The sequence below is a fragment of the Desulfatiglans parachlorophenolica genome (assembly GCF_055394735.1).
In genome coordinates this window covers 4,543,152-4,568,937 of the sequence record NZ_AP042460.1, presented here as the reverse complement: position 1 = coordinate 4,568,937, position 25,786 = coordinate 4,543,152, and the positions used below count along the sequence as shown (strand labels likewise).

The following is a 25,786-nucleotide window of genomic DNA, read 5'->3' as shown; positions in this document are numbered from 1 at the left end:
TTTGGAGCTGGAAGCTCTAAATGATTCTTTCGACGAAATCAATAGGATGAGAGCTGGATTAATTGCAATTTCTCCCCAAAAGCCGTCAATCAATCATGCAGTAAAACGTAAATTAGGGCTTAAGTACGAGGTGTTCAGTGATGTCGGGCTTACCCTCTCCGAATCTCTCGGTTTGGTTTTCGAGTTACCTCTTCGTCTGCAAAAAGTCTACGCCGCTTTGGGAGTGGACCTTCAACGAGCCAATGCAGACGGACTATGGCGGCTTCCCATGCCGGCACGGCTGATTGTTGATCGAAGTCGGCGTATTCTCGATGCAGAGGTGAATGTGGACTACCTGATACGGCCTGAACCGTCAGAAACCATCAAAAAGCTTGAGTTGATTATAATTCGTAATCGATAGGTTGAATCGATTATTGAACATGATTCCATTTTAATAAAGGAGTCCCGATTATGAGAACACAAATTATAGGTATATCTGGAAGCCCGATCCAAAATAGCAATACGGATCGATTGATCCAAGCGGTATTGAAGGCAACTGGCCTCAGTGCAGAATTTATAAAATTAAGTAAGACACGTATCGGCCCATGCATAGCTTGTTTGGGTTGCAAAAAGGATAATATCTGCAAAGTTGAGGACGATTTCCCGGCAATTGCAGAGAAGGTGCTCAACGCGGGAGCACTCGTAGTCGGTGGATACAGCCCCTATGGCGGCGTGGATGGTTTTACGAAAGCTTTTCTGGAACGTCTCTTCTCCCTTCGTCATCAAAATGGTCTTAACAGAGGAAAACTGGCTGTTGTTGTCGCTACGGGGATAGGACGTGGAGCGCCCGGTCTTAATGAGGCGGCCGATCAAATCTCTCATGCGCTTAAACTTGAAGGGATGGAGGTATTGGGCCAATTGAAAGCGGTTGGCAATCCCGAATGTATGGTATGCGGTTATGGTGAGACATGCCCCATGAGCGCTCTTCCTTGGATATTCGGTGAGGACACGACCGTGACATCCGAGAAATTCAGCAACGTTGAAAACCAAACAGAAACATGGCAGCAGGCACATGATCTCGGACGTGTAATCGCTGACCGTCTGCGTGGACAACTGGCAATGTAACAGTGGAGTGTGACCACACCCACGGAAAGGAGGTGAAACACGATAAAGACAAAGGACTTATTGCTGGCCGAATTATAGGCGTTTTCGTGTTTTAAAAACATATTATGACACAGGAGGTAATCATGGCGTCAAGTATTTCCAAAGAATTGCAGGAATTTGTAAAGGGCAAGCTGGGTTGGGTAGCCACCGCTAATCAGGAGGGCATGCCCAATGTCACTCCCAAAGGCACTATTCAGGTGCTGGACGAAAACACGATTATTTTTGCCGATCTCTTTTCTCTCAAAACCAGGGACAATCTCAGGAACAATCCAAAGGTCGCAGTAACCCTTGTAGACCATGAAAAATTCATTGGGTATCAATTCAAGGGAAAAGCGGAGCTTATCGACAGCGGTCCAATTTACGAGAAGGTAAGAGAGGAACTGAAGAAGGCGCCAAAACCGCTCCCCGAGCCCAAATACGTGGCAAAGATCACAGTTGAAGAGATTTATGATCAGTCTCCTGGTCCCAACGCAGGAAACAAAATAGGATAACGCTCTGATTATAGTCACTAATTGGTCATGTGGAAAGCATTATGTGACATGCTTTCCGAGTCCGGAGGGTGGCCTGGGGGCGGTATATCTCCTGTCTCCAGGTCCACCGCCATTTTCTGGAGTCTATAAACGCGGAAGGAGTCGATTCCCATGAAAAGTGACTTTCACGATTCCCTCGTGGTCGTATGGAGTTCACAAGACCCAGACGTCGCCCTGAACATGGTATTTATGTATTGTAAAAATTCTATGATCAAAGGGTGGTGGGGCACTGTCAAAATGATAGTTTGGGGACCATCTGCGAAGCTACTTTCAGAGGACCTCAAACTGCAGACCGAACTCGTCGAAATGAAGAAGGTTGGTGTTGAAACGTTGGCGTGTAAGGCCTGCGCTGACAGGTATGGAGTATCTGAAAAACTCGAAGAACTCGGGTGCCAGGTTATTTATATGGGAGAACCCTTAACACGACATCTCAAGGAAGGATTCATGGTTTTGACTTTTTAATTTGTAAAGTGCCGTGACCAATAATTGTACAGAGAAGGTAGGAGCGCAATACAAATAAGTACCAACAGTTTCAACCTAAAGGATGTGGTCTATGAAAGCGGACAAGGTTTTAATAGCATGTGGGATTTTCAAGGATGAGATCAATTTCCTATTGGAAAGAAAGCGTGGTTTGGCAGGCTTTAAAGTGATATGGCTTGACGCCGGACTTCATTCCGATCTTAAATTGCTTGAAAGTGAGCTATCATCTGCTATCGATATTGCCAAAAATATTGGAAAGGTGGATGTCAAGATATTGTACGGTAATGGGTGCCTTCCACAAATTAAGTCCATAGCCGACAGTAAGGGCGTGCATATTATACCTACAAAAAACTGTTTGTCAGCCTTCCTCGGAGAAGAGAAATCAATAGAATTGGAACAAAATAACACGATGCTTATGACACCTACATGGGTGAGAGTTTGGCCTGCAAATATGAAACGATTCTTCGGATGGAATGAGGTGGATTTTCGTATGAATCTTGGAAGATATGAACGGATTCTTGTGCTGGATTCCGGAGTTAATTCCTTGACAGAGGATGAAATACTCGAATTTTTCGACTTGGTACAGGTCCCCATTGAATTCATGAACTTGAACTTGGATCATTTTGATAATATGTTAAATAGGTTGCTGGAATGAAACTAACCTACAAATGGCAGGGTTCCTTCGGCTATCTGAAATGGACTATTTTTGCCACGACAGCCCAGGGAATTAGAAAATTGCTGGAAGGAGTCAGTTCCTATGAGTTGCCTATGTGAAAAGCTAAAACCAAAGGGTAGTGAATGGTCGCAAATATGCATCGGGCAGCTTTGGGTTTTTGATGGACTGCGCCAGGCGGAAGTGGAAGCGGTCGTTCGAGAGGCGTTGCGTCAAAAATATCAAGCAGGCCAATCAGTTTTTATGCAAGGCGATACAGCGAAACAGATTTCGTTGATCAAAGCCGGTCGCGTAAAATTGAGCAAACTCTTAGAGGATGGTACGGAATTAACTCTGGATATAAGGAAGCCTGGCGATTTTTTGGGGGAGTATATATTTAACGATGATTTCAACTATCCTGTGAGTGCGTGGAGTATGGAGGAGACATTGGTGTGCAGCTTTACAAAAGATCGTTTTGAAAAATTGGTTCTTGAATATCCCAATATCGGTCTCCAGGTCATTAAGAACTTGAGTGGTCGTATCGCTCAGTTAACTGATCGGGTCGGGGCCATGTCCCAAACTCACTTGGAAGAAAGACTTTACAGTGTCCTGCTCAATGTCGCCCGGGAGCATGGCGAGAAAAAAGAAGAGGGTTATGTTATTCAGTTTCCGTTAACGCATGAAGATTTGGGTTTTCTGATCGGAGCGCATCGCGTCAGTATTACTCGTGTAATGAAACGGCTAAAAGACTCTGGGAAGATCCTCCAAGCAGGTCGTAAGCTTGTACTGCCACTGGAAGCTGTGACATGATGTTTATGCCCGCAACCGTTTTTGCCTTGGCTGAAATCCAAAAGAAATTCTTTTGAAAATGAGAAAGATTTATGGGAGTTAAGCGCTTCGGAGATTGGGACAAAGCGAAGGCGAAGCTGGTCGCTAATCCCGGAGCCCGGGTCGCCCTGGCGATCCGTCAGGCGACCATCAAGAACGCCCTATTCCTCGTCCGCGAGATCAAACGCGGTATCCGCTCCCAGGCACCGGGCGGCAAGGCGTTCGTCAAGCTGGCCGAGAGAACCATCACGCGCAAGGGCTCCAGCAAGGTCCTGATCGACACCGGCTTTCTGGTCAATTCCATCACTCAGCGCCTCCTCACCGACCGGGCTTTCGTGGGGCTACTGCGCGGCACGGTCAACAAGGACGGCGACGACCTAGTGAACATCGGCGCGGTAATGGAATACGGAGCCACCATCCAGCACTCCAACGGCGCGGTGATCGTCATCCCGCCCCGACCCTTCCTGCACCCCACCATGGAAAAGTACCGCGAGCAGATCATCGAGAACTATCGCAAGGCGATCCGCTCAAGTATGTCACTCTGATATCTTCTTGCTTACCTTGAGCATACTGATAACAACTTCCGCAATTTCTTCGGGAAGAATAAACCAGGTAGGCAAGCCTCGGGATTGAGGATTTCCAATTCCCGGGAATCTTTGATCTTCAGAACCACCATTCCAGCGCAGCATAACGGCTTCTGCGCCACCCCATTCCATTTCAGCCAATGCCCAACTTTTTCCTCACCGTCATAAATGACCTTCAAATTTGACACCAAGCTCTTAGGGGACACGACAAGGTCTGGTTTTACGTAACACATTTTGGACTCCCTTGGTTGCTTTGTTCATACTCCCTTTATTCGTATGTATGTACGACAAGAAGAAAGTCAAAAATTCACATTTTTGGTTCTCTTTCTACCTCTCCGACACATCGTCAGCGCTTCCGGTAAGTAACCAGGCAGAAAACGGAGGCGTCCCTTGAGCACTATACAGACCGTCACAGAAACCCTGATCCGCCTGGCCAAGCAGGTCATCCACCCGGACACCGTGCTGGTGTTCCCGGATGACCTGTTCGAGGTCCAGCGCACCCCCAGCGTCATCCTCCAGGGGCCGAAGCTGACGGAAGACCGTTTCCGCCGCAGCCAGAGCCGCCTGTTCGAGAAGAACGTCTTGGAGCTGAGTTTCGAGGAGTGCCGGTTTCCCCGTCTCTATCACCTCGATTTCGACCTGGTGGTGACCGTGGACCGGGAGTCCGAACTGCTCGGTTTTCACGAATCGGTGTCGCGGTTCCTCCAGCTTTACCCGGAGATCGCCATCGCAGACCAGGGCAGCTTGAACCTCACCGAACTGGTTCCTCTGGGCGGTCTGGCCCGGGTGAACCTCTCCAATCTCCGGCAGAGCTCCGGACGCATCCGCATCGAATCCTGCCCGGTGTACGACGGCGACCTGCGCGACGGTCGGCTGATCCGGGACCGGACCTTCCAGTTTCACGGCGACGTGACAGAGCAACGAACCATTCAACCGTAAAGGAGAACAACCGTGATCGAGATCAGAAACCTGCAGTTCCAACCCCTGACGTTCAACCTCTCCGGCCAGGGAACCCTTCACCTCGGGCCGCGAGAACGCAAGAGCATCGCCCGCAAGGACCTCTCCGCCGAGATCAAGACCGCCGGAAAACGCGGCCTGGTGCGCATCACCGACCTGACCGGCGGCGTGGAACCGGAACCGGAAAAGCCCACGGCAACCGATGACGCCGCAGCCGATGAGGCCAAGACCACCAGCAAGCGGAGGAAATAACCATGCCGACCTATCTATCGCCCGGGATTTACACCCGGGAAACGGACTTCAGTTTCTATGTGAAGCAGATCTCGACCTCGTCGGCTGCCATGGTCGGAGTGGCCGAGAAAGGCCCGATCAACAAGCCCGTGCTGGTGACGAGTTGGGAGCAGTTCATCAACCGTTTCGGCTCCTATATCAACGAAAGCTATCTGGCCTACGCCGCACGGGCGTTTTTCGACAACGGCGGCTCGGTCCTCTACGTCACCCGCATCGCCCATCTCACCGACTCCACCGACCGGGACACCCTGACGGCGCTCAAATCTTCCATCGTGCTGCAGAACCGGGAGGCGACGCCTGCCGACGCCCTGCGGATCGAGGCCGTGAACGAAGGCGTCTGGGGGGACCGGCTCTCCGTCTCCATTGAGGACGGCTCCCTCGACCCGGCCAACCATTTCAACCTGGTGGTCCGGCATAAAGGCGATGTGGTCGAGGTGTTCAAGGATCTGAGCATGGACGAAACGCTGCCCAACCATGTGGAGCTGGCGATCAACGAACGTTCGGATTTCATCCTGGTCCAGGATCTGGCCGCAGCAATGGGAACGCCCGGCGACCGTCCGGCATTGGGCGTGTTCACGCTCAGCGGCGGCGACAACGGGCTGACCGATCTGGCCGATGCCGATTTCATCGGCGATCCCTCGCAGCATACCGGCTTCTATGGCTTTGACGAGATCGACGCCCTGAACCTGCTGATGGTTCCCGGCGTCACGACGGTGCCGGTCATCAACGCCGGAATCGCTTATGCCGAGGGGCGCAAGGATCTGCTGTTCATCGCCGACACACCCATGTATCTGGAGCCGCTCGAAGCGGTCGACTTCCGCAAGGGGCAAGGGATGTACAGCCACGCGGCATTCAACTCCTCCTACGCGGCGCTCTACTACCCCTGGCTGGAGATCAGCGATCCGGTCAACTCGCGCAGAAAGCTGGTGCCGCCCTGCGGCGCGGTGGCGGGCTGCATCGCCCGCAGCGACCAGAAGACCAACGTCTGGAACGCGCCCGCCGGTATCGACCGTGGCCGCATCTTCAACACGCTCTCCCTGGCCTACAAGACCAGCCGTGGCGAGCGCGATGTGCTCTATCCGGAAGGGGTCAACGTCATCGCCGTGTTCCCCGACACCGGCATCAACATCTGGGGCCAGAAAACGCTGCAGAGCCAGCCCTCGGCCGTGGACCGTATCAACGTCCGCCGTCTGATGATGTTCATGGAGGAAGCCATCTCGGAATCCTCCCGCTTCGTGGTGTTCGAGCCGAACCATCCCCAGACCTGGCGTGCCCTCGGCCGCCTGATCAACCCCTTCCTGCAGGACATCAAGGACAAGGGTGGCCTCTACGACTTCGCATTCCAGTGCGACGAGGAGACCAATACCCCGGCGGTCATCGACCGCAACGAAATGGTGGCCCGCGTGTTCGTCAAGCCGACCAAGACGGCGGAGTTCATCGAGCTGAACTTCATCCTGACCAGCACCGGCGCGGACTTCAAAGAAATCATTTAACGGGAGAACACGGCTATGAGAAGCGGAAACATGCCCAAGAGCCTTTACCAGAACTGGCAGTTCGCCATCGAGGTAAACGGCTTCGACGTGGCCCTGTTCCACAAGGGACAGGAGCCCAAAACCGAATTCGAGGAAGTGGCCTTTGCCCCGGCCGGTTCGATGTTCGACCAGAAGGTGGCGGGGCGGGTCAAGTTCGAGGACATCACCCTCGAGAAAGGCACCCTGCAGGACGGCTCCGACGAGGCGGCCCGCGAATGGATCAAGAAACAGGTGGACGTGAACGCTGTTACCGGCGGCCTTCCGGCCGACTACATGCGCGACATCGACGTTGTCCGCTACGACCGCACCGGCAACGAGACCCGCCGCTGGACCCTGCACGGGGCCTGGGTGAAGGCGCTCGAATACGACGAGCTCGAGGGCGGCAACACCGAAAACACCATCGAGAAGCTCACCATCTGCTTTCAATACTGGACCTAAACCGGAGGATCGACCATGTACAGCTTTGAACTGCCAAGCGGCACTGAACTCGAGCTTCGGGAAATGACCGGGGCCGAGGAAGAACTGCTCACCAACCAGCGCCTGATCCGTTCCGGAGAGGCGATCAACCAGGTGCTCCGCAACTGTTTCGTCCGGCTGGGCGAGAAGACCGATCCCGATCTCGCCGAGGTGATGAACCTGCTCTCGGGTGACCGGCTGTTCGCCCTGGTCCGCCTGCGCCAGATTTCCCTCGGCGACGAGGTGGAGCTGGAGCTGAGCTGCCCGAACAGCTCCTGCCGCATGACCAACTTTGTGACCATCAATCTCAAGGATCTCAAGGTCACCCCCTACGGCGAGGAGCGGGAGTTCGCCTTCAAGCTGCCCGGCTCGAAGAAAACCGTGCGCTTCGGATATCTCGATGGCCACAAGGAAAAGCGTCTGGCCAGCCTGCGTGAGCCCAACATCACCTCGGCCATGCTCATCCGCGTCCTCGACATCGACGGCAAGGCTCCCACCAAGAAGAGCCTGGCGGAAATGTCGATGCGCGACCGCAACGCGCTGCGGCAGGAGATGTCGCGGGTCGACGCGGGAATCGACACCTCGGTCGAGACCGAATGCGATGGCTGCGGCACCAAGATCCGCACCCGCCTGGAGGCCGAACCGGCTTTTTTGTTCCCCGGAGTTCGCTTGTAAGCGACGCATTCTTTCTCGCTTACGGCGGACTACATTGGGGCTGGTCGGAAACCCGCTCGCTGCCGCTCAGGGTCCGGCGTCAGTTCGTCGAGGCCCTCGAGCGGCAACTTGATTTTGAACGTGAGCAAACGGAACGGCGATAGATGAACGGCGATCTCGGACTGGGCATAGTGGTATCGATGAAGGATGCGTTCTCGCAGAACGCGCAGCGCATCCGTGGCTCCATGATGGACCTCGATTCCACCGTGGCGGATGCCAGCGAGCGGATGACCCGCAACCTGGACCGCATCCAGCAAGGGACCATGATGCTGGGGGCGGGACTGGCCCTGATGGCAGTACCCGCCGCCCTGGTCGCCTCCACCGCCGCGACCCAGAAAGCCCTGGGCGAGCTGGCGTCCCTCGGCGTGCAGGACCTCCGGGCTATCGAGGACGCCGCCGAATCCTTCACCAACCAATGGTCCGGTGCCGACAAGGCCGCCTTCATCACGGCCACCTACGATGTTAAATCGGCCCTGTCCAACCTCAGCGACGAGGCGGTGGGCGTCTTCACCACCATGGCCGCCATGACCGCCAAGGCGACCAAGGCCACCACCCAGGAGATGGTCGGCACCTTCACCACGGCCTACGGGATCTTCAAGCCCATCATGGCCGACATGAACGACATGGAATGGGCGACCGCCTTTTCCGGAGCCATGGCACAGACCGTGGCCTCGTTCAAGACCAACGGCACCCAGATGGCCGACGCCATCAAGAACATCGGCGCGGTAGCGGCCGCGAGCAACATTCCGCTGAACGAGCAGCTCGCCGTGCTCGGCCAGCTCCAGACCACCATGCCCGGGTCCGAGGCGGGCACGCTGTACAAGGCGTTCATCATGAAGGCGGCCGAGGCCGGTGACGAGCTGGGTCTGTCCTTCACCGACACCAGCGGCCGTCTCAAGGGCGTGGTTCCCATCCTGCAGGAGATCAAGCGCCAGTTCCCCGACCTCTCCAACGCCGCCGCCCAGGTGAAGCTGAAGAAGGCCTTCGGCTCCGACGAGGCGGTCAAGTTTCTGCTGCAGATGTCGGCGGGCATGGAGAGCCTCGAAGGCAATATCCAGTCGGTGGGCCGGGCCATGAAGACCGGCACGGCGGTCACCGAACAGATGGCCGACGCCATGAACCAGGACATCGGAGCCCGGTTTCTGCTCCTGCGCCAGCAGGTGGCCAACCTCAGCGAAATTCTGGGGCGCACTCTGCTGCCGGTGGTTACACCGGTGATCAACGGCGTATCCCGCTTCATTCTGTTCCTGCAACGCATGGCCAAATCGATGCCGGGCGTGACCCGGGTGGTCCTGGGACTGTCCATGGCCCTCGGCACCATTCTGGTCGTGGCCGGAGCCGTCACCGCCGCCGTGGGCATGGTGGGACTCATGCTTCCAGCCATCAAGGCCGGGTTCGTGGCCATCAGCGCCGCGCTCGCCGGGGTGGGTTCGGCGGTCGCGACCTATTTTTTGCCCGTCACCGCGATCATCGCGGGCGTGATCTTGTCGGTATATCTGCTCAAACGCGCCTGGGAAACCAACTTCGGCGGCATTCAGGAAATCATCACCAGGGCCTGGAACAAGGTCTCGCTGGTCTTCCAGGGGATCAGAGAGCTGGTGGGTTCGCTCAGCGGCGGCGTCGGGCAGATGTCGGCCGAACTGGCCCAGAAGCTCGAATCCGCCGGGCTGTTGGGCTTCGTGGTCACTGTTTTCAAGGCCTATTACCGGGTTCGTGAGGCCATGGCCGGATTGTGGGGCGCGTTCTCCCATGCCTTTGACCGCATCCGCGCCATCCTCGAACCGACCGTCCGCACCCTGATGAGTGCCTATGCGGCGCTGGCCAGCGCAGTCTTTTCGGTGGTGGAGATCTTCGGCGTGGCCGCCAGTGCCACCGATGGGTCGTCCTGGCGCACCTTCGGCACGGTTATCGGCACCGTCGCCGGTGTGCTTCTGCAGGGGCTGGCGTTCGCCCTGAAGATCGTGGCCTGGAACCTGTCGCTCATCGTGCGAGCCCTGGCGGTGGTGGTGCGCAGCGTGGTCTGGGTCGGCAAGGCCATCGTCGGGTCACTGGTCGGAGCGATCAAGTTCATCTACAAGTTCCTGTTGTCCGTGCGCATGATCGGCGAGGCCTTCGTGGCCGCCGGGAAGATCGTCTATGCGGTCTGGCAGGTGCTGACCGGCGACATCTCCCTGCTGGACGGGCTAAAGGCCATCGGCGGCGCGGTCTACGATTTTCTTGCCACCCCGTTCCGCTGGGCGCGGGATGTGGTGGTCGGTGTCTGGAATTTCATTTCCGGGATATTCACCTCCATCGGACGCCTGGTGGCCGACGCCGCCGGACAGATCGGCCAGGCGATTCTGAATCTGCCGATCATCAGCACCCTGCGTGAGCTGTTTGCCACCGTGCGCTCCTTCTTCGCCGGGGACACCACCTTCTTCGAGGCGGGCAAGAAGCTGCTCATCACCTTGGGCGAAGGGATCTGGTCGGCGGTGACCTATCCCTTCACCATGCTCAAAAACGCTCTGGGCAAGCTGCGCAATCTGCTGCCGTTCTCCGATGCCCGCGAGGGACCACTCGCCAGCCTGACCGCTTCCGGCTCCGCGCTGCTCAAGACCCTCGCCGACGGCATGAGCCTTACCCAGTCGCTGCCCGCGAAAGTGTTTGGCTTCGCCGCTCGCGGGATTCTCTCGGCCGCTGCGGGAGCCTGGCAGCAGATCAAATCGGCGGGCGGAAACCTCATGGACGTCGCCTCGGCTCCCTTCCGGATGGCTGGAAAACTCTGGGATGGGCTGGCCACCGGGGCTCAATCCGTCGCGGCCAAGGCCGGTGCCATCTTCGGCGGTCTCAAACAATCCCTGTTTGGCGACACGCCTGAGCTGGCAATCACGCCGCCCAAGGTCAATGCCTGGGATGCGCTGGCCACGGGAGCCGTCACTGTCCGCGACCGGATCGTTGCCACGCTATCGGCCGTGCCCGGCGCTGTCGGTCGAATCTTTACCAACGCCGGTGCCGAGGGGCAAACCCTCTGGCAGAGGCTTTCCAGCGGCGCGAGCGCGGGCATTCAGGCGATCAAGGATAGAAGCGCTGGGATCGCCAACGGTTTGCTCTCCTCCGCTCGCGCCATGCTGGGAGTCCAGACCCCGATTCCGCAGGTGGCCGAGCAGAAGCAACCGCTCGGAGTTGCGCAGCCCGCCGAATCGATTGGGCAACGCATCATCGAAAGCGTTCTGAGTCTCGTGCCTCGTCTGGACGAGCGCTTGGTGCCCAAGGCCCTGAGCGCCATGCTGATGCTCCAGCCGGTCATGGCTACGGCCGCGCCGCCTCCGCAACCGATGAACGGCACCGTGCAGACCGTCGCTGCCGCTGTCGAGCCGGTAAGTAAGAGCTATATCCAGCCGTTTGCAGTGGAACCGGTTCCGGAAACCGGCGATGCCTCTCTGGCTCCGGCCGGGATCGAGCGGCCCAAGACAACCGCGCCGACTCCGATAGCGAAGCCCCTGCAATCGGGACTGCTCGAGACGGTGCCTTCCGAACGGTTGATCGCTCCGGTCCGCACCGCTCCCGCGACACCCCTGCGGGGAGAGGAAGCCGGTCCGGGTCTGCGCGAACTGCTGGAATCGCTGCTCTCGCGCCTCGATGGCCTGGCCGACCGCCCGGTGGAACTGAGCGTGACCACCAACATCGATGGCCGGAAGGTGGCCGAGGCCGTCTACAAGGATCTTCGGGAGCGGAAGATCAGAAACTACGAAACCCTGTGAGAGGACCGATGAAACGCATCTTTGTCTGCAGCCCGTTCGCGGGCGACATAGCCCGAAACGTCAGGGTCGCCGAGGCGCTTTGCCGTCGAGTCATGAGAAGCGGTCACGCGCCGTTCGCGCCGCATCTGCTGTATCCGACCTTCACCGACGACAGCGTTCCCGAGCAGCGGGAGACGGGCATCGCCTGCGGCCTGGCCTACATGGAATGTTGCGACGAGGTGTGGGCGTTCACCGGCAACGGCATTTCCAGCGGCATGCGGCTGGAACTCGACCGGGCCGGACAACTGGGCAAGCCGATCCTCGAGATCGCCGAGGTGTAAGCAATGGCCTGGGATCAACAGCCCATCAAGGGATATCTGGTGGACGCCGACACGGGGGAGCGGCTCGAATTCCAGTACAACCCCAACTCCATCAGCGACGAGAAGTCGACCGACTACGCGACGATCAAGATCCCCGGTATGAGCCACCCGCGCTACCAGTACGTCGCCGGGGAACCGCGCCGGATCGCCTTCAAGGTCGAGCTGTTCAAGGGGCCGGTGAAGCAGAAGGTCGACTGGCTCCGCTCGCTGCAATATCCGGAACACGCCGGAACCATGCTCAAGAACGCGCCGCACCGCGTGCTGCTTATCTTCGGCGATCTCTACCCGGGCGTGACCTGCATCGTCCGGCAGGTGAAGGCGCGGTTCTTCGGCCTGTTCGACCGGGACAACCTGCTACCGCAACGGGCCGAGGTGGACATCGTCCTCGAAGAATACGTGGACCGTTCCATCAACTGGTCGGAGGTGCGCTCATGATCGGCCGCGATTCCCGATACGCCCGCTGCGTTCTCTACCGGGACAGCGACGGCACCTCCCTCGGCATGCGCCAGCGCATCGACACCACCCCCAGACACGACGACCGCCTGCACACCGTGGTCGAGGGCGACCGCCTGGATCTGCTCGCGCACCGTTATCTGGGTGACGCCAGGCTCTGGTGGATCATCTGCGACTACAACGACCTCTTTTTCCCGTTGGCGCTCGAGCCGGGTCTGGCGCTGCGCATTCCCTCCCGCGAACACGTCCAAATGCGCCTGCTCGACTGAAGCGTCCGACACCTCGCCATGCCTTCCGGTAAGTAAGCAGGGAACTGCGAACCGCCGGAGAGACGCATGGATCTGGATACCTTCAAACCGACATTTCTGATTCAGATCGAGGGGCAAGACCTCTCGAAGGACATCACCCAGGAGATCACCTCGTTCGTCTTCACCGACAACGAGGAGGAGTTGGATGTCCTCGAGCTGTCGGTGACCGACCGCAACCTGCAGTTCGTCGACGATCCGCTGTTCCAGGAAGGCAACGAGATCGTGGCCCGCTTCGGCTACGTGGGAAACCTCTCCCCGCGCAAGAAGGCGGTTATCAAGGACATCGATTACGATTTTCCGGAAAACGGTGATCCGACCATCCGCATCAAGGCCTACGACAAGGGCTTCAAACTGGCGGGCAAGGAGAACCAGAAGGTCTGGCAGAAACCCGCTCCCGGCATCCTCTATTCGGAAATCGCCGAACAAGTCGCCGCAGCCAACGGCCTCACGCCGGTGGTCACGGCCACCAAGGGGACCCATCTCCGCGTCACCCAGAGCAACATCTCGGACGCCCAGTTCCTCAAGGAGCTGGCGGAAAAGGCCCGCGACCGCGATGGCGAGGGCGTGAGCGGCTATGTCTTCTACATCCAGGACGACGAACTCCATTTCCATCCCCGCGAGCTCGACCAGACGCCGCTTCTGACCCTCGAATACTTCACCGACACCAAGGGCCTGCTGCGCTCGTTCCGCCCCAGCACCCAATCCCAGGGAGCCAAGGGCGCGGGTGTCGAGACCAAGACGGTCGGCATCGACCCGCGCAAGAAGGACGTGGTCGAGCACAAGGCCAACAACGCCACCACCCCCGAGCGGACGGCCCTGGGCAAGCAGACCTATCTGGTCGACGGCAACACCGGCGAAGGCAGCTTCAAGGAACAGGAGACGGGGCAGATCGTGCCCAGCTTCGACCGTTCCGAAGGCTTTCACGAAGAGCCGCGCCAGGAGCCCGCCCAGGACAGCGCCGAAGGTAAGTTCCGCGAGGCCGAGCTGCGCCAGGTCGAGGCGGACGCCGCCACCATCGGCATTCCCCAGCTACGCGCCAAGAAGAACGTCGAGATCAAGGGCGTGGGGCGGAAGTTTTCCGGCATCTACTACTGCCACTCGGTGCGCCACAGCATCAGCGGCGCAGGCTATCTCTGCGAACTCAAACTCAAGAAGAACGCCCTCGGCAAGGGCGCGGGCGACAAGTCCGCCGAGTCCCAGGGCAAACCCAACGACAAGGAGGCCCCGCCCACGCCGCAAAACGAGCCGCCAGCCATGGTGACCATCGACGCGGACTCCGGCGCGGTCACACAAGGAGGCGGCAATGGGTGATCTCAGCAAGAATTTCAACCGTTCGGAATTCGCCTGCAAGGGCAAGAACTGCTGCGGCCATTCGGCTGCGGTCCATCCCGACCTGGCCGACGCCCTGCAGGCGTTGCGTGACCGCATCGGCAAACCGCTGTCCATCACCAGCGGCTTCCGCTGCAACCGGCACAACAAGGCGGTGGGCGGCGCGGAGCAGAGTTTCCACACGCTGGGCATGGCGGCCGACGTGAGCTGTCCCGCAGGCGTTTCGCCCGAGGAACTGGCGGTCATCGCCGAGGAGATTCCACTCTTCCGCGAGGGCGGCATCGGCGTCTACGCCTCCTGGGTTCATCTCGACGTGCGCCAGTCGGGCAAGGCGAGGTGGCGGTCATGAGCGCCGAAGCCAAGACCCTGTTTTCTGGCACCGCGCTGGGTCTCTCCGGACCGCTTCGGGTGGAGATCCTGCCCAATGGAATGACCGCGAGGCTGACCCAGCCGTTCCGTGTCCGCACCGGCGCTGGCCGTATCATCGAAGTGCCCGCCGGGTTCGAGACCGACTTCGCCTCGGTGCCGCGCCTGTTCTGGCGCGTGGTGCCGCCCTGGGGCCGATATTCCCCGGCGGCCGTCGTTCACGACTACCTCTACCACACCGGCAAGGTCTCGCGGCTTGCGGCCGACCGCCTCTTTCTCGAACTGATGGCGGCCCTGGGCGTGCCTCTGTGGAAACGCCAGGTCATGTATTGGGCGGTTCGCTTTGGCGGCTGGCTGGCCTGGGACGCCAGTCGAAAGCGGGAGACGGAGCATGCTTGAAACCCGCGACCGTCAATCCGAGGAGCGCTACCGCAACCGCTGGTACGGCAAGTACCGGGCCTTCGTGCGTGACAACAACGACCCCGAACGCCTCGGCCGGGTCCGGCTGGAAATCCCCGCCGTGCTCGGTAGCGGGCGGGAGAACTGGTCCGAATGGGCCGCTCCCTGTTTCCCCTACGGAGGCAACGACGACACCGGCATGTTCCTGGTCCCCGAGGAAGGGGCCTCGGTCTGGGCCGAGTTCGAGGGCGGCGTCGTCCAGTATCCGATCTGGACCGGGGTCTGGCTGGCCAAGAGCAATCCCGGCGAACAACCCGAGGAATCCAAGCGCACCTGCGCGAATGCCTTCTGCCATGACTGTGAGGACAAGGTCGAGCATCAGGCCAACCGGCACGACGATCTCGAACACAAGAAGTACCACGGCCATCCGCCGTATTACTGCCCGCGCCTGAAGGTCCTGCTCAAGACCGAAACCGGCCATACCATCCTGGCCGATGATCGCGACGGCGACGAGCTGCTGCGCATCATCGACCGTGCCGGACAGATCCTCACCATGGAAGGGAAGGTGAAGCCGGAGATGCAGAGCGGCAACGCCCTGCGCCGAGGCACGAAGGACGCCGAGAAAGGCGACCAGCTCGACATCGCCTCGCAGATCGTCGGCTCCCGCGCCCGCATCCAGCTCACCGACCTCTGCCGCCAGCAGGTGATCCTCGAAGCCTGGCAGGACAAGGAGAAGGTCCACATCCTCTCGTGCGACAAGGGCCGCTCCCGCTGGCAGAAGATCCTCATCGATACCACCAAGGGTCGGGAGAAGGTTCACATCTGGGGACTCAACGGCACCCAGGAAATCCTCGTCGATTCCACCGCCGCCGCCGAACAGATCCGGCTGACCGACAAGGCCGGTCAGGTGGTGCGCATGAACGCCGCGCCCGGCCAGGAGAGCATCAGCGCCACCGACAAGTCCGGCAGCCTCGTGTTCATGGATGGGGTGGCCGGAAACATCATCATTCGCTCGACGAACACCGTCTTGATCAACACATGAAGGAAGCATTGCATGGGAGAAAGAACAACAACGCCCTCCGGACTTTCGGCCAGCGAGGAATTGCTGGCCCGGACCTTCGATCATTGGCGGGAGGAATTCCGCAGCATCCTCGAAAGTCACCGCCGGGAAATCCAGGACCGACTCGAGAAGATCGAGCGTGAAATCGAGAAGAAATCGGACAAGGAAAACGTCGAGGTGCTGGTCCGCTCGATCTACTCCGATCTGCACCGGCACGCCGAGGAGATCGACCGGCTGCATGCCCGGGTCGGCTCCAAGATGGGGACCGAGACCATGTGGAAGATCGTCGGCCTGGTGTTGACCATCGGCAGCACCATCGGCGGACTTATCGGCTTTCTGATCCATCTGTTGCTGAAGGTGAACCCATGAGCTCCCAGGCGCGACTCGGCGACATCAGCAGTCACGGCGGCGTCATCATCACCGGGGCAAGCCGGACGCTGGACAACGGCATGCCGGTCGCCCGCATGGGGGATCTGCACGTCTGTCCCATCCCGGGGCATGGCGTGACGCCCATCGTGACCGGCAGCTTCGACACCATCACCGAAGGATTGCCCAACGCCCGCATCGGCGACATCACCGCCTGCGGAGCCATCATCGTCACCGGCAGTCCCGACACCATCGACAACTGAGGGGGACGCGATGAACAATCTCGAACAGCCGCAGGAACCGCACCACTGGGATGTCTTTCCGAAACTGATCCGGGTCTCGCGATCCCCATTCGTCCAGCGCATTCCGCTCTCGATCCGTGGTCTACCCGAAGCGCCGGTGTTCGAATCGTCCAATCCCGACGTGGCCAGTGTCGATGAGGACGGCAATGTCGAGTGCGGCTTCGTTCCCGGGGCGGCCATGATCCTGATCTGGGATTCTGCCGAGCGGCTCAGCCTGCGTCACGTCCAGGTCGAGGTCTATGGCGGCGGCGTCTCCGCACCGGTGGAGGTCCCTTCATGACGGATACCCCACCAGCCTTCAGCCACTGGGAGGTTCAGCCTCGCTCCATCCGCCTCTCCGCTGGCGAGTTCGAGCAACGGGTTCCGCTCTCCCTGCGCGGAGACGTTGACGCCCCGGTCTTTGTATCCAGCAACCCGGAGGTCGCGGAGATCGGGCCGGACGGTGTCGTTCGCTGCGGCTGGGCCATCGGCAATGCCGTGCTCATGGTTTGGAGATCATCGGTCCGGGACAGCCTCCGTCATGTACTGGTGGAGGTTCGCGATCCGTCCTGGTTTGCCGACCACCCGGACTTTGCCAGCGGAGCATCGGTCTTCCTCAGCGGCACGGTAGTCAACGCCCTCAACACCAGCGGCGTCGGCAACGCGTTGATCGAATTCCGCCGCTCGGAAACCGGCCCGGCGGCGTTCCAGACCTTTGCCAACGCCTATGGCGGGTTCGAGCTGTCCGTGCCCGAGGGATTCTATTACGTGGAGGTCACCGCGCCGGGATACATCGCCTGGCATGGCTGGGTGAACGCGGACCCCAACACCTCCGGCGACATCCAGATCGTTCTCTCGCCCGAGCTCGACGGCCAGATCGCCCGTATCGTGTTGCAGTGGGGCCTCAACCCCCGCGATCTCGATTCCCATCTCACCGGACCGACGCCATCCGGCGGCCGCTTCCATGTGTTCTATTCCCACACCATCGAAAACGAGGCGGCGGAATTGGACGTGGACGACACCAGTTCCTACGGGCCGGAGACCATCACCATCCATCGGCTCATCCCGGGTGTCTACCGCTACGCGGTCCACGACTACACCAACCGCAACGCCAATCCGAGCTCCGGCCTGGCGCAGTCCGGAGCATCGGTGAAAGTGTTCCTGAGCGATGGCCGTGAGCAGACCTTCACCGTTCCCAACGCCCCCGGCACGGTCTGGACAGTGTTCGAAATCGATGGCGCGACCGGAACAGTGACGCCGGTCAACGCCATGAGCTATCAATCCCAACCCGCCAATGTCGGCATGTAATGGAGGTTGTCCATGATTTCCGAAGAACCCGCCGACTTGCAGGCCACCATCGAACAAACCGATTCCGGCGAACAGCAGTATGTTTTACGGGCGCTCTGCGATCACCTGTCAGGAATCCGTGAAGAACTTTCCGGAATCCGCACGCTGCTGGAGGCCGGTCACGCCGCCTCGGAGGCGATGCGCGGCCAGGCCCAGGCTTATCTGGAGGCCCAGCAGGCTAGGACCCAGGAGTACCTGGAGCAGGTTCAGATCGAGCCGGAGCCCGATTTCTATCCCTTCGTCGAACTGCCTGCGGGCACCGAACCCAGGGATCTGCCGGATGGCAACCGGCTCTTCACCTTGCCCGACGGCATGATCCTGCGGACCACTGACGATCAGCGAATCTGCGTCATCGACGCAGGGGAACAGCAGGTCGTCACTCCCGGACCCGGCACGGCAATCGAGGTCGCCCCGGGACGCCTTTACACCCTGGTCGAGTCCTATCTGAGCGCGACCCAGGAGGCGGCCGGTATCAGCGGACTGCCTTCCGGGACAGTGCCGACCGCCATGGGCGCGGAACGCTTCGCGGTGGATCTGCCCGGGGGCATCCGCCTCGACGTCGATCACCGGGAGCGGTTCATCGCCCTGATCAACCCGGCCGGACCAATCGACATCATCGGCATCGGCCGCATCGAGGGCATCGGCGAAACCATCGCCGTCCGTCTGCTCTCCGGCGGAGCCAAGGGATTCCAGTGCGGCCAGTCCGGCCACGGCGGGCTGATCGAGGCGGACGGAACCATCCACCTGGGGCTGGAAAATGGTCTGGATCTGGTGATCCGGTTCCAGGGAGAAGCTATCGACGACGGCGCACCGGAAAATGGCTGCTCGGGACAGTGCGGCATCGACTGCGAGGAGCGTACCTGATGAGCTATGACTTTCTCGGCAAGGGATTGCGCTACCCGTTCCGGTTTCAGTCGGTATCCGGCGGCACCCAGATCTCGGCCGCCACCTCGCGGGAGCACGAACACATCCGCGAAAGCATCCTGCAGATCCTCGGCACCCGGATCGGCGAACGGTTCATGAATCCGGAGTTCGGCTCCCGGCTGAAGGATCTGGTGTTCGAACAGAACGACGAGGTGCTCAAGGGCCTGCTGCGCCATTACGTGATCGACGCCATCAAGCGCTGGGAAAAGCGGGTGATCATCACGGAGGTGCGCTTCGACGACCGGCCGCTGAACATCGACGGCAACCTGCTGCTGGTACATATCGTTTACCGGGTGATCCAGAGCCAGGTGGACGGCAACCTGGTCTACCCCTTCTACAGAGAAGACCCGAACAATCCCGCGCCCAGCTATCCCCAGCCGGAACCCGAGCCGGAACCGCCGCCGGTGCGCAGCGTGCGCCTGTCGCCGGACGTGCGCTCACTGTTCAATCTGCTCTGGTTCGACGCGGCCGAGATGAGCCCCGATCCAGATGATTCCTTCATCTGGCCAGCCGGGGAATACGAAGTCGCCTACATCGAGGGAGCCTTTCAGGACCGCAACGGCAAGTGGATCGTCAGCGATCCAGGTGACAACCACGGCCATTACCTGACATTCGAGGGAGCGCCAGAAACGGAAGCGCCCCAGGCTGAGCACGCCCTCTATCTGGCCGCGAGCGGTCTGGGCTTCGACACCCAAAGCCAGGCGGAAGATAACGCCGCTGGCACCGTTCACCGGATCACCACGTTGGAGCCGGGCCGCATCGGTCTGTTCTATTTCGAGGGCAAGAAAGAATCCCACTACCTCAACAACACCTCCGGACAGCCCAATCCCGTCTGGCAACTGCGCGGCCCGCTCTGAGGCATCCCGCCTCCGACACATCCAGGTCCCTTCCGGTAAGTAACCGGCGTGGCGAGAGCATCAGGCGCTCTCGCATAACCGCCGAAAACCGGAGAGACTATGGGCCGCGCAAGCATCGGATACATCAACAAGGATTATGAATCGATCCGCCAGGAGTTGTTGGCGAAAATCCCGCAGCTCACCGACCGCTGGACCGATTTCAACCACTCCGATCTCGGCGTCGTCCTGCTCGATCTGTTCTGCGGCGTGGGCGACATGCTGGCCTACTACCTGGACGCCCAGGCGGCGGAGGCCTTTCTGCCCACGGCCCGCCAGCGCCAGAACGTCATCAACCTCTGCAAACTCATCGGCTACCGGCTGGATTCGCCGGTGTCCTCCACCACCACGCTGCGCTTCCGGCTCTCCACCCCGCTTGGCAAGGATCTGACCATTCCGGCGGGGACGGCCTGCCGCGCATTGCTGAGTGACGGCGAGGCGGATTTCGAGACGGTCGAGGACGGCTTGATCCCGCGAGGCCTACTCTCGGTGGACATCCCAGGTCGGCAAGGCGTGCGCCGCACCGAGACCTTCACTTCGACGGGGCTGCCATTCCAGCGCATCCGCCTGACCGGCGACGTCATCGCCCAGGGCACCATCACCGTTACGGAGGGGGACGACGCCTGGAGCGAGGTCGATCACTTCCAGGACAGCCTGGCCGACAGCCGCCATTTCATGGCAGATCTCGACGCCCTCGACATCTCCACCCTGATTTTCGGCGACGGGCAAAGCGGCGCTGTACCCGCTCAGGGAAGCGCCATCGCCGTCAGCTATCTGCAGACCATCGGGGACCAGGGCAATCTCGGTCCGAACCGGATCACTCAACTGCTGAGCCCGATCTACCTTGACGGAGGCCAGGTCTCTCTGACCGTCACCAACCCGGTGCCCGCCACCGGTGGCGCTTCGCGGGAAGCACTCGAACACGCCCGCCGACAGGCACCGGCGGAGCTGCGCAGTCTCTGGAAGGCCGTCACCCTGGAGGATTACCAGGCCCTCGCCGAGGGCTACCCCGGCGTCGCCAAGGCCAAGGTGCTCGACACCAATGCCTGTCAGAACATCCGCTATTACAACGTCCAACTGGCCATCGCCCCCAATGGCGGCGGCATGCCCTCGGCGCTGCTCAAGCGGGACCTCGCGGAGTTTCTCGAACGCCGCAAGGTCATCACGGTCGAGATCAACCTGTTCGACCCGATCTACCGGCCCGTTTCCATCGACGCCGAGGTCTACGTCTGGCCCGGTGAACCGCTGGAAAACGTGCGCAGCCGCATCGAAGCCTCGCTCACCGATTTCTTTTCCTTCGACCGGGTCTCCTTCGGCCAGACCATTCACTTCTCCGACCTCGTCGCCCTGATCGACGGAGTGCGCGGCGTCAGCCACATGCATCTCTACGCGCCGCAGCAGGATATCGAGCTGCGCCACGGCGAAATCCCGGTTCTCGGCACCGTCAACCTCGATCTGCGGAGGGCCGGTTGATGTCTGATTGGTTCAAGGACAATCTGCTCGGCCTGCTGCCGCCGCTTTACGAGCACAACGACGAAGCCGGTGACCTGCGCACCTTTCTGAGCCTTCCCGCCGGGACGCTGGACGAGCTCAAGCAGGCCATCGACGACTTCCCGACCATTTTCGATGTCGATCACTGCGACGAGCGCTTCCTGCCGCTGCTGGCGAGACTGGTCGGCCTCGAAGTGGACGGCACCTGTTCGCCGGACTGCCAGCGCCGCCGCGTGCGGGAGGCGGTCGAAATCTATCGCCGCAAGGGCACCATTCCGGCCATCGAACGCGACTTCGACGCGCTCGGTTGGCAGGGGGAACTCCAGGAAACCTTCCGCTCGGCGCTGCGTCTCAATGCCCGCTCCCGACTCAGCAGCGCCAAACTACCCGGGCTGGTGTTCAGCCTCGGCGTGTTTCGCGTGCTGTGTCTCAACCAGACCGAGGGGCTGCGCGACGCTCTGGTATTTCACCACCCGGCGGGCACGCGCTGTTTCTGGTTCCAGTTCCTCCTGGAATGGATCGAAGGCGGCGCAATGCTCGACTTCGGGCACGCCAACGCCGTGCGCCGGATCGTGCTGGCGTTTCTCGACGAGACCTTCGTCCTTGGCCGCTCCTCGCTCGGTTCCTGCCGTCACCTGACCAACAAGCAGAGGGCCTGGGAGCTGCTGCAGCTCACCAGTACCACGGAAATGGTCCCGGAAATCGACCGGGCCGCCGTGAAGGTCTCCCGTTTTCACGGCCGCCAGAACCGGATGCGCCTGAACCACAAGGCCCTCAACGACTGGCGGCTGCCGTACACCCGTGTCGGCGAGGATCGGGTTTCCTTCTGCACGCCCATCTACACCGGCCGCGACTTCGAAGGGGATGTGCTGGAAAGCGGCTTCGGGCTGGGCGAGAGCCATCTCAACCGCAAGCCGCTGACCCATGGCGAGACCGCGCTGCGCTACTGCTTTCGGCAGAAGGACTTCTTTTTCGACACGCAAGCGGAACCGGTCGAACGGGCGGAGGCCAAGTACGACCTGCGCCTGCCGCTGGAATCTCGTCACCGCCTCTGCTTCCAGCTTGGCCGTGCCAGGCTCAACGACGGTCTCGATCTCACCGCCAACCAGGGCGGCATCAGCAATCTGCTGCTCGCCTCCACCGCTGGCTGCGACGCGGACGTCACCCTGGCCGTCGACCGGATCGACCGATGGCGGCGGAGAGGGCCTGTGTTCCGGCTCAACGCGAACACCCTGAACACCCGGTATCTGAGCAATGCGAATCTGACCGGCGAACGGGCCTCGCTTGAAGTCTACGTGGACACGGGCTCTCTCCAGCGCCATCGGGTCGAGACCATGAAGCTGGGCGCGAGCCCGCTCAACACCACCGGCCTGCGCCTCTCCGTTGATCGGACCCGCCCGATGCGCGTCAGCCGCATGCGCCTCAACCAGGCCGGATTCCGCTGGTCGCGGCCGTCCTACCGTTGGCTGTTCCGTCAGCAGGACCTTCACGAGCCCACGCAGGCCGGGTTCGAGGCCGCCACCAATAACTATCGCGCCACCCAGTGGCCCACCTGAAGGAGAACCCATGGCGATTCACCTCTATCTTGACGAAGCGCTGACCCAGCAGATTTCCGAGGGGGATTTCAGCCGCCCCGAGGCCGAGAGCTACAACGGCACCGACGGCGACATCAAGGATCGGCAGCTCTACGTCGCCAACGAGCAGACGAGCCTCGCCTCGGCCATAGACGCGGCGCAGACCTCCATCGCCCTGGCCGAACCGCGCTTTGCCGACGGCGAACTCATCATCATCGACGGCGAGCAGATGCTCATCGAAAGCGGCGGCGGCACCGCCAATCTCACCGTGCAGCGGGGCGTGGCCAACACCGCTCCGGCCGCGCACGACGCCGGAACGACCGTCTATTCCGGCTACGACTACACCGGACTGGTGCTCGATCCCATTGATGAGACCGGCACCGACGAATCGGTCTGGTACCGCCTGGCCCTGACCCAGGCCGGACTCGACACCGCCACTCAGGGCGCACCGCTCAATCTCGGTGACAAGGCCTTCCAGCAGACGCTGTCTTTCTGGCGGCGTTGCACCGTGCTCCCGGGCACCCCAGTGCAAAACAAACTCGACATCAAGCTGCGCCTGACCGGCACGGAAAACCCGATTCTCTAAGGAGGCCGCCATGGCATACCACAGTATTCAAGGACTCGCCCACGGTCGGCTCGACCTGCTCAATCAACTGCGGACCTTCCTGGTGACCACCACCGGCTGGACCCTGCATGACGACCAGTCGGCCGACCCGCAGCCGTATTTCGTCTTCAAGTCTCAGGGGGAATCCGGGGCCGAGGACGTCTATCTGCAGTTCCGTATCAGCACCACCTCCGGGCGGATTCACGTCGCGGCATTCCAGTATTGGGACGCGGCCAACCACACCGGCGTCAACGAGGCTTCGCACACCAGCTACACCTACCTGCGGGTGGAGGACAGCGCCGACTTCATCTTCTGGCTGTTCGCCGACCTGGATCACGTCTTTGTGGTGACCAAGCTCGTCTCCACCTACTACGGCCATTACAGCGGCTTGCTGAAACGGTTCTGGTCCGGGGCCATCGCGCTCACGCAGGCGGCGGTCACCGCCGGAAGCGGCGTGGTGCTTCAGGTCAACGACGCCACCGTGGTCACGCCCGGACAGGACTATGTGATCAAGGACGACGCGGGCATCGAACGCGTGCGGGTAATCGCCATCGACACCGCCGTCACGCCGAACACCATCACCGTCGAAACCCTCGTTCGGGATTACGCCTCGGGAGCCAAAATCGGCGAGGACCCACAGCCGGTCGTCAACAGCTACTACAACGCGCCGGGCACCTTTTACGCCGTGAACAAGTTCGACGGCTGGACCTCCGCCTCCGGCCAGCAGGGCCGCTGCGGCGCGGCAAATGGCGGGCTCCAGGGCGAAACCGATCCGGAGACACGCTACGGCACCACCATCCTTTTTCCCTGGCTCGCCTCGATGTCCGGCTCCGCCGTCTACCAGGAACTGCGCGGCGAACTCATCGAGATCTTCTCCGTGGGCGGCGGCAACGTCGCCTCGGAAGACACCATTCAGATCGGAGCGGACAGCTACCGCGTGTTCAACCTGACCACCGGCGGCTGGTGCGCGGTGAAGGAGTAACGCCATGGCAACGCATAGCGGAAAGCTCAAAACCATCACCACGATCACCGGTCAGCGTCGCCCGGAAACGCTCCTGTCCATGAACCGTGGCCAGGCGCTCAAGCTCAGCGGGAGGATTCGCCGTGGCCGTGCATAAGGGACAACTGGCATCCATCACCACCCGCAGAGGCATCCGGCGGCCGGAACTGCTCGCCATCGGCGTGGCGCAACCCGGAGCGCTCTTCGAGCTGTTTTCCGGGGTACCGGCCAGGCGCACGGTGATGGTCCGGGCCGACAGCGCGGTGCGGGTCGCCCATCGGCTTGAACGTCGATCCGACCTCGCACTTCGCGTGAACAACCGCCTGAACCGGAGCGTCGACCTGTGGCTCGTCGTCCATGGCCGCCTGGGCGTCGATACCGACGCGGCGGTACGGGTGATGCGCCCCTGGCTGCGGAGCATCGACACCAGCGTCCGGACGTCCGGCGCACACGTCAGCCGATCCGACACCGTTCAGCGCATCGCGATCCCGGCCGGGCTGCTGGCCGACACGCGCCAGATCCTGTTCGCGGTGCTCATCGATCAAGACCACGAAATTCAGACCTAAAGGAGAACAGCAATGGCACTGGGACTCATCGTCAAAACCGGCCGGATACTGACGGCCAAACTCCTCCTCGGCCAGGCCGTGGACGGCATCACCCACTGCGCCATCGGCGACGGGGATGCCAGCTTTACCGACCCGCAGAATCCGCCCGCGCCGGACATCGGTCAGACCGGGCTCAGAAACGAACGCGCCCGCAAGCGCTACTACAAGCGGACTTTCCTCAAGGAGGACGCCGAAGGGGCGCTGCTGGTCAACGGCGTGCGCTACCTCGAAACCGGCGAGGAGACCAACACCATCGGCATCTTCTTCCGCTTTGACGAGGCAGAGGCCAACGGCATCACCATCCGCGAATACGGCTTCTTCGGCGGCGACGTGCAGTACGTGCAAAGCGTCACCGGGGATCTCGCCATGGGCGGCGTGTTCCATCAGGACACCAACCCGACCGGCGAGGTGCTGCGCCCGGGCTACCTGTACGAGGTGAAAAACATTCCCGACTTCAACAAGATTTCCGACACCCGCGTGGAGCTGGTCGGGATCATCAAGATCTAACTGGAGGATTCAA

34 protein-coding genes are annotated in these 25,786 nt (G+C 60.6%); 33 read left to right on the top strand and 1 reads right to left on the bottom strand.

Annotated features, from left to right (window positions below):
- Position 1: 1 nt before the first annotated feature.
- The 7 genes from ACZ500_RS21190 to ACZ500_RS21160 all read left to right on the top strand — a co-directional run bounded on the left by ACZ500_RS21190 (position 2) and on the right by ACZ500_RS21160 (position 4,178).
- Positions 2–400, top strand: coding sequence for a thioredoxin domain-containing protein (locus tag ACZ500_RS21190; RefSeq protein ID WP_049760394.1), 399 nt, complete (start codon positions 2–4; stop codon positions 398–400).
- Between the two features lie 50 nt (positions 401–450).
- Positions 451–1,104 carry a flavodoxin family protein gene (locus ACZ500_RS21185; protein ID WP_013219060.1) on the top strand — a complete coding sequence of 218 codons (654 nt, stop codon included), beginning with the start codon at positions 451–453 and terminating at the stop codon, positions 1,102–1,104.
- A gap of 122 nt (positions 1,105–1,226) precedes the next feature.
- Positions 1,227–1,634 carry a pyridoxamine 5'-phosphate oxidase family protein gene (locus ACZ500_RS21180; protein WP_013219059.1) on the top strand — a complete coding sequence of 136 codons (408 nt, stop codon included), beginning with the start codon at positions 1,227–1,229 and terminating at the stop codon, positions 1,632–1,634.
- A gap of 150 nt (positions 1,635–1,784) precedes the next feature.
- Positions 1,785–2,135 (top strand): DsrE family protein, encoded by a 351-nt coding sequence (locus ACZ500_RS21175; RefSeq protein WP_028325405.1) that lies wholly within the window; start codon positions 1,785–1,787, stop codon positions 2,133–2,135.
- 91 nt (positions 2,136–2,226) lie between these two features.
- Positions 2,227–2,808, top strand: a complete 582-nt coding sequence (locus ACZ500_RS21170; protein ID WP_028325404.1) for a DUF1638 domain-containing protein — start codon at positions 2,227–2,229, stop codon at positions 2,806–2,808.
- A gap of 102 nt (positions 2,809–2,910) precedes the next feature.
- Positions 2,911–3,615 (top strand): Crp/Fnr family transcriptional regulator, encoded by a 705-nt coding sequence (locus ACZ500_RS21165; protein ID WP_028325403.1) that lies wholly within the window; start codon positions 2,911–2,913, stop codon positions 3,613–3,615.
- A 71-nt stretch (positions 3,616–3,686) separates the two neighbouring features.
- Complete coding sequence (locus ACZ500_RS21160; RefSeq protein WP_415519334.1) at positions 3,687–4,178, top strand: phage virion morphogenesis protein; 492 nt, start codon at positions 3,687–3,689, stop codon at positions 4,176–4,178.
- Here the strand turns inward: ACZ500_RS21160 and ACZ500_RS21155 are convergent.
- The gene (locus tag ACZ500_RS21155) at positions 4,170–4,358 is read right to left on the bottom strand and encodes a hypothetical protein (protein WP_415519333.1); all 189 of its coding nucleotides are present in this window, start codon (positions 4,356–4,358) and stop codon (positions 4,170–4,172) included. The genes ACZ500_RS21160 and ACZ500_RS21155 overlap by 9 nt on opposite strands.
- A 249-nt stretch (positions 4,359–4,607) precedes the next feature.
- On the opposite strand from ACZ500_RS21155, the gene ACZ500_RS21150 reads away from it, so the two are divergent.
- The 26 genes from ACZ500_RS21150 (at position 4,608) to ACZ500_RS21025 (ending at position 25,773) form a co-directional block, all read left to right on the top strand.
- Positions 4,608–5,156, top strand: coding sequence for a hypothetical protein (locus ACZ500_RS21150; protein WP_415519332.1), 549 nt, complete (start codon positions 4,608–4,610; stop codon positions 5,154–5,156).
- Between the two features lie 12 nt (positions 5,157–5,168).
- Complete coding sequence (locus ACZ500_RS21145; RefSeq protein ID WP_130958195.1) at positions 5,169–5,426, top strand: hypothetical protein; 258 nt, start codon at positions 5,169–5,171, stop codon at positions 5,424–5,426.
- Positions 5,427–5,428: 2 nt separating this feature from the next.
- Positions 5,429–6,958, top strand: a complete 1,530-nt coding sequence (locus ACZ500_RS21140; RefSeq protein WP_464229432.1) for a phage tail sheath C-terminal domain-containing protein — start codon at positions 5,429–5,431, stop codon at positions 6,956–6,958.
- 15 nt (positions 6,959–6,973) lie between these two features.
- Positions 6,974–7,435: a phage tail protein gene (locus ACZ500_RS21135; protein WP_015721240.1), complete on the top strand. Its 462-nt coding sequence runs from the start codon at positions 6,974–6,976 to the stop codon at positions 7,433–7,435.
- A 15-nt stretch (positions 7,436–7,450) separates the two neighbouring features.
- Positions 7,451–8,128, top strand: coding sequence for a T4 family baseplate hub assembly chaperone (locus tag ACZ500_RS21130; protein WP_464229431.1), 678 nt, complete (start codon positions 7,451–7,453; stop codon positions 8,126–8,128).
- A gap of 143 nt (positions 8,129–8,271) precedes the next feature.
- Entirely contained in the window at positions 8,272–11,907 is a 3,636-nt protein-coding gene (locus tag ACZ500_RS21125) for a phage tail tape measure protein (RefSeq protein ID WP_464229430.1), read from the top strand.
- A gap of 8 nt (positions 11,908–11,915) precedes the next feature.
- On the top strand, positions 11,916–12,227 hold the full coding sequence (locus ACZ500_RS21120) for a DUF7768 domain-containing protein (RefSeq protein WP_464229429.1): 312 nt from the start codon (positions 11,916–11,918) through the stop codon (positions 12,225–12,227).
- A 3-nt stretch (positions 12,228–12,230) separates the two neighbouring features.
- A complete protein-coding gene (locus ACZ500_RS21115) occupies positions 12,231–12,701 on the top strand; it encodes a CIS tube protein (RefSeq protein WP_011366981.1) in 471 nt (156 codons plus the stop codon).
- Positions 12,698–12,988 (top strand): LysM peptidoglycan-binding domain-containing protein, encoded by a 291-nt coding sequence (locus ACZ500_RS21110; RefSeq protein WP_022661714.1) that lies wholly within the window; start codon positions 12,698–12,700, stop codon positions 12,986–12,988. The genes ACZ500_RS21115 and ACZ500_RS21110 overlap by 4 nt, the downstream gene beginning before the upstream one ends.
- Positions 12,989–13,054: 66 nt before the next feature.
- Positions 13,055–14,338: a phage late control D family protein gene (locus ACZ500_RS21105; RefSeq protein WP_464229428.1), complete on the top strand. Its 1,284-nt coding sequence runs from the start codon at positions 13,055–13,057 to the stop codon at positions 14,336–14,338.
- The gene (locus ACZ500_RS21100) at positions 14,331–14,705 is read left to right on the top strand and encodes a D-Ala-D-Ala carboxypeptidase family metallohydrolase (protein ID WP_464229427.1); all 375 of its coding nucleotides are present in this window, start codon (positions 14,331–14,333) and stop codon (positions 14,703–14,705) included. The genes ACZ500_RS21105 and ACZ500_RS21100 overlap by 8 nt, the downstream gene beginning before the upstream one ends.
- Positions 14,702–15,121 (top strand): DUF1353 domain-containing protein, encoded by a 420-nt coding sequence (locus ACZ500_RS21095; protein ID WP_464229426.1) that lies wholly within the window; start codon positions 14,702–14,704, stop codon positions 15,119–15,121. Before ACZ500_RS21100 ends, ACZ500_RS21095 begins: the two co-directional genes overlap by 4 nt.
- Entirely contained in the window at positions 15,114–16,163 is a 1,050-nt protein-coding gene (locus ACZ500_RS21090) for a phage baseplate assembly protein V (protein ID WP_011700611.1), read from the top strand. The genes ACZ500_RS21095 and ACZ500_RS21090 overlap by 8 nt, the downstream gene beginning before the upstream one ends.
- A gap of 12 nt (positions 16,164–16,175) precedes the next feature.
- A complete protein-coding gene (locus tag ACZ500_RS21085) occupies positions 16,176–16,550 on the top strand; it encodes a hypothetical protein (RefSeq protein WP_013514566.1) in 375 nt (124 codons plus the stop codon).
- A complete protein-coding gene (locus tag ACZ500_RS21080; protein WP_011366988.1) occupies positions 16,547–16,810 on the top strand; it encodes a PAAR domain-containing protein in 264 nt (87 codons plus the stop codon). Before ACZ500_RS21085 ends, ACZ500_RS21080 begins: the two co-directional genes overlap by 4 nt.
- Before the next feature lie 10 nt (positions 16,811–16,820).
- Positions 16,821–17,129, top strand: coding sequence for a hypothetical protein (locus tag ACZ500_RS21075; RefSeq protein ID WP_464229425.1), 309 nt, complete (start codon positions 16,821–16,823; stop codon positions 17,127–17,129).
- Entirely contained in the window at positions 17,126–18,136 is a 1,011-nt protein-coding gene (locus ACZ500_RS21070; RefSeq protein WP_464229424.1) for a YfaP family protein, read from the top strand. Before ACZ500_RS21075 ends, ACZ500_RS21070 begins: the two co-directional genes overlap by 4 nt.
- A gap of 12 nt (positions 18,137–18,148) precedes the next feature.
- A complete protein-coding gene (locus tag ACZ500_RS21065) occupies positions 18,149–19,039 on the top strand; it encodes a hypothetical protein (RefSeq protein WP_464229423.1) in 891 nt (296 codons plus the stop codon).
- Positions 19,039–19,956: a GPW/gp25 family protein gene (locus ACZ500_RS21060; protein WP_464229422.1), complete on the top strand. Its 918-nt coding sequence runs from the start codon at positions 19,039–19,041 to the stop codon at positions 19,954–19,956. The genes ACZ500_RS21065 and ACZ500_RS21060 overlap by 1 nt, the downstream gene beginning before the upstream one ends.
- Before the next feature lie 99 nt (positions 19,957–20,055).
- Positions 20,056–21,465, top strand: coding sequence for a baseplate J/gp47 family protein (locus ACZ500_RS21055; protein WP_464229421.1), 1,410 nt, complete (start codon positions 20,056–20,058; stop codon positions 21,463–21,465).
- Positions 21,465–23,039: a phage tail protein gene (locus ACZ500_RS21050; RefSeq protein WP_464229420.1), complete on the top strand. Its 1,575-nt coding sequence runs from the start codon at positions 21,465–21,467 to the stop codon at positions 23,037–23,039. Before ACZ500_RS21055 ends, ACZ500_RS21050 begins: the two co-directional genes overlap by 1 nt.
- Positions 23,040–23,049: 10 nt before the next feature.
- Positions 23,050–23,643, top strand: a complete 594-nt coding sequence (locus ACZ500_RS21045) for a hypothetical protein (RefSeq protein WP_464229419.1) — start codon at positions 23,050–23,052, stop codon at positions 23,641–23,643.
- 10 nt (positions 23,644–23,653) lie between these two features.
- On the top strand, positions 23,654–24,643 hold the full coding sequence (locus ACZ500_RS21040; RefSeq protein WP_464229418.1) for a hypothetical protein: 990 nt from the start codon (positions 23,654–23,656) through the stop codon (positions 24,641–24,643).
- A 4-nt stretch (positions 24,644–24,647) separates the two neighbouring features.
- Positions 24,648–24,779, top strand: coding sequence for a hypothetical protein (locus ACZ500_RS21035; protein WP_011366997.1), 132 nt, complete (start codon positions 24,648–24,650; stop codon positions 24,777–24,779).
- Complete coding sequence (locus tag ACZ500_RS21030; protein ID WP_464229417.1) at positions 24,766–25,227, top strand: hypothetical protein; 462 nt, start codon at positions 24,766–24,768, stop codon at positions 25,225–25,227. The genes ACZ500_RS21035 and ACZ500_RS21030 overlap by 14 nt, the downstream gene beginning before the upstream one ends.
- 12 nt (positions 25,228–25,239) lie before the next feature.
- Positions 25,240–25,773 carry a hypothetical protein gene (locus tag ACZ500_RS21025; protein WP_011700622.1) on the top strand — a complete coding sequence of 178 codons (534 nt, stop codon included), beginning with the start codon at positions 25,240–25,242 and terminating at the stop codon, positions 25,771–25,773.
- The last annotated feature ends 13 nt before the right edge of the window (positions 25,774–25,786 follow it).

Bases quoted from the DNA above. Each gene is read 5' to 3' on its own strand.
- ACZ500_RS21185 (WP_013219060.1), top strand. From the start codon at position 451: ATGAGAACACAAATTATAGGTATATCTGGAAGCCCGATCCAAAATAGC.
- ACZ500_RS21180 (WP_013219059.1), top strand. From the start codon at position 1,227: ATGGCGTCAAGTATTTCCAAAGAATTGCAGGAATTTGTAAAGGGCAAG.
- ACZ500_RS21175 (WP_028325405.1), top strand. From the start codon at position 1,785: ATGAAAAGTGACTTTCACGATTCCCTCGTGGTCGTATGGAGTTCACAA.
- ACZ500_RS21170 (WP_028325404.1), top strand. From the start codon at position 2,227: ATGAAAGCGGACAAGGTTTTAATAGCATGTGGGATTTTCAAGGATGAG.
- ACZ500_RS21165 (WP_028325403.1), top strand. From the start codon at position 2,911: ATGAGTTGCCTATGTGAAAAGCTAAAACCAAAGGGTAGTGAATGGTCG.
- ACZ500_RS21160 (WP_415519334.1), top strand. From the start codon at position 3,687: ATGGGAGTTAAGCGCTTCGGAGATTGGGACAAAGCGAAGGCGAAGCTG.
- ACZ500_RS21140 (WP_464229432.1), top strand. From the start codon at position 5,429: ATGCCGACCTATCTATCGCCCGGGATTTACACCCGGGAAACGGACTTC.
- ACZ500_RS21135 (WP_015721240.1), top strand. From the start codon at position 6,974: ATGAGAAGCGGAAACATGCCCAAGAGCCTTTACCAGAACTGGCAGTTC.
- ACZ500_RS21130 (WP_464229431.1), top strand. From the start codon at position 7,451: ATGTACAGCTTTGAACTGCCAAGCGGCACTGAACTCGAGCTTCGGGAA.
- ACZ500_RS21125 (WP_464229430.1), top strand. From the start codon at position 8,272: ATGAACGGCGATCTCGGACTGGGCATAGTGGTATCGATGAAGGATGCG.
- ACZ500_RS21120 (WP_464229429.1), top strand. From the start codon at position 11,916: ATGAAACGCATCTTTGTCTGCAGCCCGTTCGCGGGCGACATAGCCCGA.
- ACZ500_RS21115 (WP_011366981.1), top strand. From the start codon at position 12,231: ATGGCCTGGGATCAACAGCCCATCAAGGGATATCTGGTGGACGCCGAC.
- ACZ500_RS21110 (WP_022661714.1), top strand. From the start codon at position 12,698: ATGATCGGCCGCGATTCCCGATACGCCCGCTGCGTTCTCTACCGGGAC.
- ACZ500_RS21105 (WP_464229428.1), top strand. From the start codon at position 13,055: ATGGATCTGGATACCTTCAAACCGACATTTCTGATTCAGATCGAGGGG.
- ACZ500_RS21100 (WP_464229427.1), top strand. From the start codon at position 14,331: ATGGGTGATCTCAGCAAGAATTTCAACCGTTCGGAATTCGCCTGCAAG.
- ACZ500_RS21095 (WP_464229426.1), top strand. From the start codon at position 14,702: ATGAGCGCCGAAGCCAAGACCCTGTTTTCTGGCACCGCGCTGGGTCTC.
- ACZ500_RS21090 (WP_011700611.1), top strand. From the start codon at position 15,114: ATGCTTGAAACCCGCGACCGTCAATCCGAGGAGCGCTACCGCAACCGC.
- ACZ500_RS21085 (WP_013514566.1), top strand. From the start codon at position 16,176: ATGGGAGAAAGAACAACAACGCCCTCCGGACTTTCGGCCAGCGAGGAA.
- ACZ500_RS21080 (WP_011366988.1), top strand. From the start codon at position 16,547: ATGAGCTCCCAGGCGCGACTCGGCGACATCAGCAGTCACGGCGGCGTC.
- ACZ500_RS21075 (WP_464229425.1), top strand. From the start codon at position 16,821: ATGAACAATCTCGAACAGCCGCAGGAACCGCACCACTGGGATGTCTTT.
- ACZ500_RS21070 (WP_464229424.1), top strand. From the start codon at position 17,126: ATGACGGATACCCCACCAGCCTTCAGCCACTGGGAGGTTCAGCCTCGC.
- ACZ500_RS21065 (WP_464229423.1), top strand. From the start codon at position 18,149: ATGATTTCCGAAGAACCCGCCGACTTGCAGGCCACCATCGAACAAACC.
- ACZ500_RS21060 (WP_464229422.1), top strand. From the start codon at position 19,039: ATGAGCTATGACTTTCTCGGCAAGGGATTGCGCTACCCGTTCCGGTTT.
- ACZ500_RS21055 (WP_464229421.1), top strand. From the start codon at position 20,056: ATGGGCCGCGCAAGCATCGGATACATCAACAAGGATTATGAATCGATC.
- ACZ500_RS21050 (WP_464229420.1), top strand. From the start codon at position 21,465: ATGTCTGATTGGTTCAAGGACAATCTGCTCGGCCTGCTGCCGCCGCTT.
- ACZ500_RS21045 (WP_464229419.1), top strand. From the start codon at position 23,050: ATGGCGATTCACCTCTATCTTGACGAAGCGCTGACCCAGCAGATTTCC.
- ACZ500_RS21040 (WP_464229418.1), top strand. From the start codon at position 23,654: ATGGCATACCACAGTATTCAAGGACTCGCCCACGGTCGGCTCGACCTG.
- ACZ500_RS21035 (WP_011366997.1), top strand. From the start codon at position 24,648: ATGGCAACGCATAGCGGAAAGCTCAAAACCATCACCACGATCACCGGT.
- ACZ500_RS21025 (WP_011700622.1), top strand. From the start codon at position 25,240: ATGGCACTGGGACTCATCGTCAAAACCGGCCGGATACTGACGGCCAAA.